The following is an 11,535-nucleotide window of genomic DNA, read 5'->3' as shown; positions in this document are numbered from 1 at the left end:
GTAATTATACGACTTGTTGTAAGCGCTTCCTATAAGGATGTATTCGGTAATTAAAGGCTTAATGCAGAAGAATTACTTATTGTGAAAAATATGAATGAAGTCCAGCAAATGGATGATCTCGATATCAGGCGTCTGGGGACTTATACACAAAAGGCCTCAAATATACCCAATAATTACTAACTATACTTGTTTGTGGTTCCTGTTGTGTTGTATTACGTGCTGTTTCATAAAGTTCCTCTTGATGGCATTCAGATGCCATCAAAAAATTCATACCCTTCAAAGTCATAGCGGATAGTCCATGGGCTGGGTTTGAGTATTTCGAATAATTCTTCCCTTCCTGATGCTCAATCAGCTGATGCCAACTGGAACACTTCCCAACGCCACATGAGGTGGTTCAAGCCGGTGACACAACTATCGTAGCTACGTGGATGAAAAACGGTATACAGCGGGCTGTAGGAGTCAAGTGAGTTGCAACGCTGAATCGCACAGTTAGCAAATCCATGCCCTAAAGGAAGGTGTAACATCAAACATGAGCTAGCTATGCCTTGAAACAGCACGCTATTAATCAACGGATGGAACTTGTTAAAACGTTGGCCAAACAGATTCATGGGAGCGAGGCCATGATGAGTAACCACTGTGTGCGGTAGTTGTCAAGATTGTTGTAGCGTTTTTAACAGAAGTGGTAATATCAGGGGCTACAATCATAGCAAACAGGGTGTTACCGTATTTTCACACTTCGCACAATATTATCCGGGTATGCTTCGCTGGTCAAAGTAGATATTGTAAGAACAAGTGAGAAAAACGAAAGAAACATTCAATTATAGAGGGAGGTGAATGCTATGCTTTAACGAACGTTGGGACAGATAGCTTACCGATCTGAGCAAGATGAAGGTTGACGAGCTGATAAGCATTTATCAGACGGCGTATGATCGTTTCGTGAAAACCTAGTAACAATTACTACCACATCTAGAGGAATCCCCCCCCTTACACAACTTTACCTGGGGGAGTTGTTTAGACGAAACACAAACTCAAGTCATAGATGGGATGGTGTATAATTGTTGAAAGCTATTTTGAAGATCAAACAAATGTTGGCTGTTCTATTATGTACGGCTATGCTTGCGGCGTCCTCTCTCACTGCGCCTGCAAATGTCAGCTATGCGGACTCGGAGAGCAACGAGCTCCCTGAAAACATCAGAATCGACAAGGCTGATTTCGATACAATTCCCGACATTGCAGATTATTACAAACAGATCTACAGCGATAATGCGGTATCCTATTTCAACAGCATTAACGGCGAAAGCCGGATTCAGCGTATTAATTTTATTCAATACCCTACTGGCGAATATTTGAAAGTTAACGGAGAAGTAACGATCGATATCCCTGCAAGGGATGCAAGAGCGTGGCGTCTATTCAGCGATGTGCGATTTGAAGGATCCGTTGCGCAGACAATGGAGCTCTATGTTATTGACCCGAAGGGCGTTGAGACGCATTGGACGATGTTCAAGAACGGTGGGTGGAATGACCGTATTACCGGGTTATATACCAATTATACTAAAATGGATTTTCAGGAATCGAATCCAGCAGAAGGTATTACACATCCTTGGCTGATTAAGGAAACTAATGGAAATATTATCTACGAGGGTTATAAAATGAGAATTGTTGGAAACGGAGACCTCCGCAGTGTATATCACTGGGAAGAGGAAGGAGTACCGTTGAACTTCGACACATCGGCATGGACAGTTCTCGGGGGAGACAAGGATATTATGAATGTCTCCGTCAACGTGGATGCGCTTACGAATTTAAGTTTGGACGGCGTAAACAAGCTGCCCGAGGAAATATTCAAGCGATACCATGTGAACAGCGGTCCGGTCGGTTTAGAGCAAGCTGGAGGTGAAATCACTTTGCTGGACGAAGCGTACCATAAAACGACAAATGATTATGGGTTTATTCCCGGTCGTGGTGCGTTTCACTATCCTCTATTGACAAATTGGGCCGGTCTCAAGGAAGATACGCAGCATCCCGGATATGCAGACTTTACAACAACTAAAGAGGTTTACACGAAGAGTCTGCCTGCTATTGAGAAATTTAAAAGCTTGTATCCATCTATCGGCAAAGATTATATGCTGACACTAGATGGTTGGCCGAAGTGGATGTGGGAGAACCCGTTTTCCGGTCAATCGGAGAATTTCGGTACACCGTCATACGCCAACTTCAATGCTGCGGCGGACGCATCGGCCAAGTTGATCAAGAGCATAGATACCCGATTTGACGGACTGGGTCCCAAGTACGTGGAAGTGAAAAACGAATCGACCATTCCTCAGGAGTGGTGGTTCTTTCAGTCAGAGCCGCAGCAAGCTTGGAGCTATCTGTCTGAGTTCCATAACAAGGTAGCTGAGGCGGTGAAGTTGGAAAATCCGGATGTATTAGTCGGAGGACCTTCAAGCGCATTCATGTATTTGGAGAATAATGATTTTGAGGAAGCGCGTGCGCAGTTGAAGTTTATGGATGAAACCAAGGATTCTATGGATTTCTATTCTCACCACTTCTATGAAAACTCGAATCTGTTCATCCATGACAGGGAGAACAATCCGGATGGTTTCCTGAGCGGACGAATGGAAGCTGTTCTTGACTTGATTAATGCTCACATGGTGAATACGGATAATGTAAAGCCGATCTACATTACGGAAGAAGGCACCTACAATACAGCCGGAAGCGAAGCGGACTACTTTCAAAAGTTGGTTGCCTTCAATGGTTATATGTTGCGATTCATGAATTATTCCGATACGATCGGCATGCTTGTTCCGTACCTGTACCCTATTATCAACTGGCGTCCTAATTCCAATGATACATTCTATAAATATAACGAAGCACAGAACGGATTATTGGAAGAAATGACACCAATGGAAGCTTATCTGGATATGTGGAAAGATTACCGCGGTGCGTTCCTGCCTTCCCATGCCGATCATGAGCGTGTGTACACGAATGCGGTTCGTTACAATGAAAAAATATATGTCGCTGTGCACAATCTCAACTCGCAGCGCGTCAACCTTGATCTTAACGTATTGATGGGCGATGCCAACATTGCAGACGTGAAACGCAAACACTTCTTCTTGGAGAAGGGTAACTTGACGTATGAAGAAGAGAATGTAACTGATTTGAACAATGTGTATATGAGAGTGCAGGAGATGAGCGTCTTCGAGATCACGCTTGATTCCAATCCGGCGTTCACAAAAACGTGGGAGAGAGAGTTTGCGTACGCTCCTGAGGAGTTGGTTGCTACAAGCATAAATGCGCCTGCCGTATTTACAATTGACAGCCCAGCGTTGTCTCTCGCTAAAGCAACTCTCCGTATTGGTTTCGGCAAGATGGACAGCGGATTCGCAGCCGATATGGATGTTGTCGTTAATCCTGGTGACCCGACGAAATTACAAATTTTCAGCAAGGATCTGAATTACACGAATAAGCCAGGCAATTTGCTGACCTTTGCCGAATTTGAACTGGATGCCAGCAAGTTACTAACTAAGAACACGATTGAAATTTCGATTCCTGAGATTGGCGGCTACGTAACAAGCGTACAAATTATTCAGTATGATGAGCAGGCGGCTCCTACAGGCGTATCCACCAGTGCGCTTACTGTTCCTATTGAGGATGCCAAGTCGAAACTTGCGTCAACCGTAATATCTTCTACGGGGAATGAGGTCGAGCCAGGCAAAAAGTGGGTGAAAAAATATATCCGCGATACACTTAACATTGAAGTGACGAAAGCGGAAGTCGTTGCACGGGATACATTGGCGACAGATGCCGAGATGGATAAAGCAGTACAACAGCTGAGCAAGGCGATGGGTATTTTTGATCAATATACAAAAATAAAATCGTCTCCTACTGGCAAACGGGGGGCCAAATTCTCCTTCGAAGACGAAGAATCGGCTGCTTATATACACAATGTAGATACTGTGACCACGACGACTGGATCGCAAGGCACAACCGACGGTAGCAAGGCGCTCCAAGTCGAGTTTACATCCTTCACCTCCTACGCTTGGGATACAACAGGCACTTACTCTGGTAACCTGGATTTTGCGGCGCCGGAGGATGGCTGGAGTCTCAACGGTGTACCATTTACGTTCGACGTCACGAATCTGAAAAACTACGCAACACAGCTACGCGTAGAAATCACGGACACATCGGGTGTGAAAGGTACTTATTATTATACGTTGGAAGCTAACGCATCGCGGAGAATCAGTATTGCCGATTTCGGCGTTGCGGGAGGAACTTGGCTCGCGGACGGCAGTTTCCCGAGAAACGCGGTAATCGATACCGATAATGTGAAGTCCATACGATTCTTTGTGTTTTCTCCAACGGCCACTCCTGTTGAGAACGCGGCGCTTGCCTTGGACAATGTAGTAATCGGCAGTGTAACGGATCCAGGTACAGAACTAGGAAATCCGAACGGCGTGTACCTATCCTTCGAGGATCAAGAAGAGGTAGTCTATGCACATAATGAACAAGGAATTACCGCATCGAGGAAAGAGCAGGGCGCGACAGATGGCAGAAAGGCGCTTAATGCAGAGTTTACATCCTTCACCTCATACAGTGGGGATACGAGCGGCACTTATTCGAGCAGCATTGATTTCACAGCACCGGAGGAAGGCTGGAACCTAGGCAATAAGCCCCTTCAAATGGATGTTACCAATCTCTTGAACACAGGAACACAGCTTCGGGTGGAGGTTACAGATGCTGACAATCACAGTGGCATCTATTATTTTGCGGTTGGACCGGAACAATTGAGGACCCTTACCATATCGGAGTTCGACATCTCTGAGGCGAGCTGGCTGACGGATGGCTATTTAGCAAGGGCAACTGCAATTGATACAAACAGACTGAAGACCATACGGTTGTATATTTATGAACCGAAGGATGCCAGTACGGGTTACGCAGCTATGGCTTTTGACAGAATGATCATAGGCAAGATACCTCCGATCGAACCTTCAGAAAATCAGTTGGTAGCCGATGCGGTGAATGCATTGTCAGCAGCCTCCTTGACCTTTGTAGAGGGGGACACGGCGCAAGCTGTAACAAATCACATTTCATTGCCATCAGTTGGGTTGCATGGAGCCAGCATTACTTGGGCAACCAGCCATCCGGCGACGGTGACGAATGACGGAAAGGTTTCGAGACCTCAGCATGGAACCGGGAATCAGGTTGTAACTCTGACAGCTACAGTCACGTTAGGAGCGGCAAAGGCAACCAAGGATATAGCCGTAACAGTGATTCAGCAAGCTGCAACGATCCCTGCTGAACCTGAAGGGAATAGTAATCTGATAATTCCAGCGCCAAGCACTCCGCCATCAGTTAACATAGATATTCTGGTGGATGGTAAGAAGCAGAACAAGATTGCTAGGTCTATTACAACAACTGAGGGAGGTCTTATGATTACGACGATCACTATCGACCGGGAAATAATGGATAATATTTCTGATAATTCCATTATTACGATTCCTGTTGCTAGCAACTCTGATGTTGTGCACGGCAAGTTTAATGGTCAGATGGTGAAGGATCTGGAGCAGAAGAATGCGGCTATTGAGCTAAGAACCTCTACCTTCTCTTATAAGCTTCCTGTTCAGCAAATCAATATCAACGAATTAGTAAAACCACTTGGGTCGGATGTTAAGCTTGCTGAAATATCGATCGATATAAGAATTAGTCCAGCGGATGCCGATTCTAAAAAGGCGCTAGAAAGCACGGCACAGAAGAGTGGATTTACGGTTGTCGCCGCTCCAATGGACTTCCATATCACCTACACTTACAAGGATAAAACACTGGAAATTAATTCATTCAACATGTTTGTTGAAAGATCAATCGTTATTCCGGAAGGAGTAGACCTGACTCAAATCACTACAGGTGTAGTGGTAGGAAGTGATGGGTCGGTGAGACAGATTCCGACTAGATTCGTCAGACAAGATGGCGGCTATTATGCTGTAATGAACAGTCTGACCAATAGTACCTATGCAGTCATTTGGAATCCTGTTGCCTTTCAGGATGTCTCTGGTCACTGGGCAGAGAGTGCTGTGAATGACTTGGGTTCCAGGTTAATAATTTATGGATTTGAAGGGAATCTATTCAATCCAGATCGTTACATTACCCGTGCCGAGTTTACTGCTATCATGGTAAGAGCTTTGGGCCTTAGGACTGAGACTGGCCACTCGGCCTACAGAGACGTTGCTCATGGCAGTTGGTATGAAGCATATCTGAACACAGCAACAACGTATGGCTTGATTAACGGTTATGCCAATGGTCAAATCGAACCAAATGAATTCATCACACGTGAACAGGTCTTCCACATGCTGGAACGCGCCATGAAAATCACCGGTCTTGAGGTTGCGGTAAACATGAACGAAGTGGAGGAACTTTTGACAAGATTCAATGATGCCTCCGAGGCGGCAACATACGCGAAGAACGGTATTGTAGCCACCATTAAGGCAGGACTAGTGAAAGGCAGAAACGGGGACTTGCTTGCGCCGAAGGCGGCAATCACTAGAGCGGAAGTAGCAGAGGTAGTACGGAGACTACTTGAGAGATCTAATTTGATCTAAGGTGTTCGGAATAAACGTGAGGGGCTTCTATTTGAGGCCTCTTACGTATTATCCAGTTTCGGGCAGAATGAATACTAGAAGTGAGGAGATGAAGAATGAAGCCACATGAGTTGTAAGAACATCACAAGAAAGTTATTTGTTTGTTGAGCTTAGGGATTTGTAGTGAGATGAGTATACTTTGCTTGTACCGAAATTAGATGGGAACTTGATCCGATTCCATTCGTCCGGGTTAGAGGTATTATCAGCTTCAGACTATACTCACGAATTATGATCAGGTAAAAAGGTGCACGCACTCCGATTCTAATCCAGTTGAATCGCTTGTAATACGGAAGCTTTACGTACAATTCATCCTTATCTTTTACAGATTAATAAAAAGCCGCATCTCTGTCTGCGTGGGGAACTGACGGACAGGAGAATGGAACTCGTGAAGTGGTCAAGCACGGAAGTACAAGGCACTTATGTTATCCTCAACGTAGTTATGCGGATATGCTGGCATACTTCTCACCACCGTTTATATTCAACCTGACGATATCAATGCTTGTTGGACGGTAACTATTGTCAATATAGAGGAGGATGAATAGTAGGAATATCCTTTGTTTTTTTGACTTCATACACTAGCTATAGCTAGATAGCGGACTTTTCTTGCTGCACGCTACGGCATTCAGGGAATGGCCGATATCCAGTTGTTCCTTTATAACTAAAACGAGGTAATTATTAAGCTCATTACATTTTTTTCATGTAAACGAGTCTTTCACTGAATAACGCATCGTTTATGCGTACTATCAGAAACGTCTCCTGCCATCTTCATATCAAATAAAGAAGTAACTTTGTCTACTAAATTTCAGTGAAAATGGACTACTCGATGCATTGGGTAATACGAATGAATGACTTCCTCACGTTTATTATTGAAGTTGAAGCATTGCTCCTGTCTGAATATATGCTCTAAGGCATTTGTGTCGACTGGGGGACTGCAGATCAGTAGGATGGAATACATCAGATTTGATTAATTCAAAATGCGCTCATAAATAATACTATTTTGTTTGACAAAAATCCTATAGAAGTATACAATTACTTTAATAAAATAATTATTAATGTATACATAAATAGCAAGGGGGTACAATTATATGAAAATGAGTAGCGCAACTAAAAGAGCCCTAGAAAGAAACTATTATCAAAGTTGTGACTGGTTTTGTGATTTTAAAGAAATTGATGTTGAAGGAATTGGATTAGAAGAAAATGTTCATAGAAGAGATCCTAGCAGCGTTATAAAAGTTAATGATTTATATTATGTGTGGTATACAAAATCTGAAGGTGAGTCCGTAGGATTTAATACTGGCGATGACAATGCAAAGGTTTTTCCATGGGATCAATGTGATATATGGTATGCAACATCAAAAGATGGATACAAATGGGTAGAAAAAGGACCTGCTGTAAAAAGAGGTGGGAAAGGTGAATACGATGATAGAAGTGTTTTCACACCAGAAATATTAGAATATAACGGAATGTACTATTTAGTATATCAAACAGTTCAAGCTCCATATAAAGTGAGAAGTTTTGAAAATATTGCAATAGCAAAAGCTTATAGCCCAGATGGACCTTTTGAAAAATCTAAAACTCCAATTTTAGAGCCCACAAAAGATGGTGAATGGAAAGATGATAAGGATAATAGATTTGAAGTAACTAAAAAAGGTGGTTTTGACAGCCACAAAGTACATGATCCTGTATTATTTGATTACAATGAAAAATTCTATTTATATTATAAAGGCGAAGCTATGGGCGAACAACTTTATATGGGTGGTCGTGAAACAAAATGGGGTGTTGCCATTGCTGATAATATAGAAGGTCCTTATGTAAGAAGTGAATATAATCCTGTAACTAATAGCGGACATGAAACTTGTTTATGGAAATATAACGGTGGAATAGCAGCATTTTTAAGAACTGATGGAGTAGAAAAAAACACTTTACAATTTGCTGAAGATGGAATTAATTTTGAAATTATGTCAGTAATAAAAGAGGGCCCTGAAGCATGTGGTCCATTTAGAAGTGAAAAAAATGATATCTATCAATTAGAAGGAATGAGATGGGGTTTATGTCATGATGTAGATGGAAAATGGGGCTTCATTAAGAGATTTGACTTAGATGAATGGCAAAAAAACGTATATGTTAACAAAAAAATGTATGAATAACAAGAAAGGATATAAACAATGCGAGGAATAGATTTTAATAGGGATTGGAAGTTTACATTAGATGAAACTGTTGCTCCTCATATGAATCATATTGATGATTCTACATGGAAAGATGTTGTTTTACCCCATGACTGGAGTGTAGATTTTCCTTTTAATAAAGAAGAAGGTGATGGCTGCACAGGCTTTTTATTAGGCGGAATGGGCTGGTATAGAAAACATTTTATAACAACTGAAGAAATGATAGATAAAGAAGTTTGGATTGTATTTGATGGCATTTATAACCGCTCAGATATATATTGTAATGGTCATTTTATAGATTTTTTTCCATACGGATATGTACCTATAAAGATTAATTTATCTTCATACTTAAATCCAATTGGGCAGGATAATTTAATATCAGTAAAAGTTGATCACACAAGATATGCAGATAGCAGATGGTATACAGGTTCTGGAATATATAGAAAAGTATCCTTGTATATACTCCCTAAGGTGAACATTCCTGTATGGGGAACCTATATCAATACACCTAGAGTATCAAAAGATGTAGCTGTTATAAATGCAGAAACTACAATATGTAATAATTTTTTAGAAGCAAAAGAAATTAAATTAGTTTCTAATTTATATGATCCGGAAGGAAAAAAAATAGATACTCAAGAAACTAAAATATCAATTGATGCAGGTAAAGAGCTTAAAGTAGAACAAACCTTTGTTGTATCAAACCCTAAATTATGGGATATACACAAATCATCACAATATATAATTCAAGAAGAACTTATTGTTGACAATGTTATTGTTCAAACATATGAAACTAAGATCGGTCTTAGGTCGTTTGAATTTGATGTTGATAAAGGATTTATATTTAATGGTGAAAAAACATTAATTAAAGGAGTATGCTTACACCATGATGCAGGTTTAGTTGGAACTGCCGTGCCATTAGATGTGTGGCGTAGAAGATTAGAAAAACTAAAAGAATGTGGCTGTAACGCAATTCGTACTGCACATAATCCAACATCAGAAGATTTCTTGGATTTATGTGATGAAATGGGATTCTTAGTTCAAGAAGAGTTTTATGATGAATGGGATAACCCAAAAGATAAAAGATACAACGGAAATGAAATAAAAGTTGATTACATTACAAGAGGACATGCAGAATTCTTTAAACAATACGCTAAACAAGACTTACAAACTGTAATGTATAGAGATAGAAATCACCCTTGTATAATCCAATGGAGTATTGGAAATGAAATAGAGTGGACATATCCTAAATATAATATCGCTACTGGATACTTTGGAGCTGAAACAAACGGAAATTACTTCTGGACATTACCTCCTTATAGCATTGATAAAATTCGTGAAAATGTAAAATTATTACCTGTTGATAAATATGAAATAGGGGACACTGCTAAAAAATTAGCTAAATGGACTAAGGAAATTGACAGTACAAGACCTGTTATAGCTAACTGCATATTACCATGTGCAAGCTATGAATCTGGATACACAGATGCTTTAGATATGGTTGGATATAGTTATAGACAAGTAGAATATGAATATAATCATATTCATTATCCTGATAAGCCTATTATGGGAACTGAAAACTTAGCACAATGGCATGAATGGAAGCAAATTTTAGAAAAAGAATATATCCCAGGAATATTCTTATGGACAGGAACTGACTATTTAGGTGAAGCTGGGCATGCAACTGTTTGGCCAAGAAAAGCTACAAGATCTGGATTGCTTGATTTAGCAGGCTTTGAAAAACCTTCATATTATATGATGAAAAGTTTATGGTCAAATGAACCATCTATTTATATGACAACACAAACAGTTGATAAGTCATTATATGATTTAGATAAAAAAGGTAATTTGTTTGAAGAAGAAAAGGATGCATGGAAACAAAGATTATGGGAATGGCAGGATGTAAATTGCCATTGGAATTATACTGAAAACCAAATGATCGTTGTTGAAGTATACTCAAATTGTGAAATTGCCACTTTATATCTAAACGACAATATGATAGAAAAAAAATATTTAAAAGATTTTGAAGATCATATATACAAGTGGGTAGTGCCTTTTAAACCGGGTTGTTTAAAAGTAATAGGTGAAAAATCAGGAGAAATTACTGAATATTCGATTACTACTTCATCTAAAATTAGCGGAATTAAATTAATAACGGATAAGACATATCTAAGCAATAATTTGGATGAAGTTGCTCATATAATTGCACAGCTCATAGATGAAAACGGAAATAATGTTATTCACCAAGAAAAAAAAATAGACTTTATTGTAGATGGTGACTGTTCAATTCTTGGAGTAGATAATGGAGATGCTGATAGTGTTCAAGACTATCATTCAAACAGCTGCATAACTAAACATGGCAAGTGCATGTTGATATTGCAAGGAGTAGGGGAGACAAATATAACCATTGAGGCTAAATCAGATAATATTGATAGTATTAATACTATTTCGATAAAAACAACCTCGTGCAATTAATAGGCAAAATAACATTGATATTTATTTGTTTTAAGTATACAATAATATTAACGATACAGATTTTTATGTTGACGAAATTATTAAATTTCTCAAGAAAGGTTTAAATTTGAAAGGAAAATATCTGTATACTGAGAACACTGTTGTAACATATCAAAGACCAAACAAGATGTAACAAACCCAAATTACTAGAGATTTATTTAGAGAATACTGAGTTCTCATAAACCCTCTGAAAAATTTAAAAGCTCTTGGAATCGCTTTCAGTTTTGCTT

At 40.1% G+C, this 11,535-nt stretch carries 3 protein-coding genes; all 3 read left to right on the top strand.

Annotated features, from left to right (window positions below):
- Positions 1-1,055: 1,055 nt before the first annotated feature.
- The 3 genes from ACDZ28_RS31445 to ACDZ28_RS31435 all read left to right on the top strand — a co-directional run bounded on the left by ACDZ28_RS31445 (position 1,056) and on the right by ACDZ28_RS31435 (position 11,266).
- On the top strand, positions 1,056-6,590 hold the full coding sequence (locus ACDZ28_RS31445) for an S-layer homology domain-containing protein (RefSeq protein WP_375103650.1): 5,535 nt from the start codon (positions 1,056-1,058) through the stop codon (positions 6,588-6,590).
- Positions 6,591-7,714: 1,124 nt separating this feature from the next.
- Positions 7,715-8,776, top strand: coding sequence for a glycoside hydrolase family 117 protein (locus ACDZ28_RS31440; RefSeq protein ID WP_375103649.1), 1,062 nt, complete (start codon positions 7,715-7,717; stop codon positions 8,774-8,776).
- Positions 8,777-8,794: 18 nt separating this feature from the next.
- Positions 8,795-11,266, top strand: coding sequence for a glycoside hydrolase family 2 TIM barrel-domain containing protein (locus ACDZ28_RS31435; RefSeq protein ID WP_375103648.1), 2,472 nt, complete (start codon positions 8,795-8,797; stop codon positions 11,264-11,266).
- Positions 11,267-11,535: the final 269 nt, after the last annotated feature.

It is taken from the genome of Paenibacillus sp. RS8, assembly GCF_041956825.1.
In the GTDB taxonomy this organism is placed as follows: domain Bacteria; phylum Bacillota; class Bacilli; order Paenibacillales; family Paenibacillaceae; genus Paenibacillus_AQ.
This window is presented reverse-complemented; position numbering and strand designations above follow the sequence as displayed.

Coding starts and splice junctions, on each gene's coding strand:
- ACDZ28_RS31440 (WP_375103649.1), top strand. CDS start 7,715: ATGAAAATGAGTAGCGCAACTAAAAGAGCCCTAGAAAGAAACTATTAT.
- ACDZ28_RS31435 (WP_375103648.1), top strand. CDS start 8,795: ATGCGAGGAATAGATTTTAATAGGGATTGGAAGTTTACATTAGATGAA.